At 54.0% G+C, this 761-nt stretch carries 1 protein-coding gene; it reads right to left on the reverse strand.

The genetic code is table 11. From position 1 onward, the window contains the following. Positions 1–98 precede the first annotated feature (98 nt). Positions 99–761, reverse strand: a 663-nt coding sequence (gene istB, locus KCR01S_RS23610; RefSeq protein ID WP_061285268.1) for an IS21-like element ISSen3 family helper ATPase IstB, incomplete at its 5' end; no start/stop codon positions are given.

Here is a 761-nt window from a genome sequence, read left to right on the forward strand (position 1 = left end):
GTGATGTAGCCCCCTGAAACACCAGACAGTAGTGTCAACGACGGGTAAAAAGTGATCCACTTACAACTCCACCGACGGTCTAATATTGATCCACCGTTTTACTCAGGATTAGCTTCAGCGATAACCCCGGCCTTTCGTTTCTGTTTCAGTCGATAGCTCTCTCCTTTTATTTGAACAACGTGTGAGTGGTGTAAGATCCGGTCCAGCATCGCGGATGTCAGCGCCGCATCACCGGCGAACGTCTGATCCCACTGCCCGAACGGCAGGTTAGAGGTCAGGATCATCGCGCTCTTTTCATAACGCTTGGCGATGACCTGGAAGAACAGCTTTGCCTCTTCCTGGCTGAACGGCAGATAGCCTATTTCATCGATGATGAGCAGCTTTGGCGCCATCACGCCACGGTGAAGCGTTGTTTTATAGCGCCCCTGGCGTTGTGCCGTGGACAGCTGAAGCAACAGGTCTGCCGCCGTAGTGAAGCGAACCTTGATACCCGCCCGTACCGCTTCGTAGCCCATGGCTATTGCCAGATGCGTTTTCCCCACGCCGGATGGCCCCAGCAACACGATATTTTCGTTGCGCTCTATGAAGCTCAGTGAACGCAACGACTGGATTTGCTTCTGTGGGGCACCGGTGGCGAAGGTGAAGTCATACTCCTCGAACGTTTTCACTGCCGGGAAGGCCGCCATCCGGGTATACATCGCCTGTTTACGCTGATGCCGGGCCAGTTTTTCCTCATGAAGCAGATGCTCCAGGAAGTCCAT

Source organism: Kluyvera cryocrescens NBRC 102467, assembly GCF_001571285.1.
Taxonomy (GTDB): Bacteria; Pseudomonadota; Gammaproteobacteria; order Enterobacterales; family Enterobacteriaceae; genus Kluyvera; species Kluyvera cryocrescens.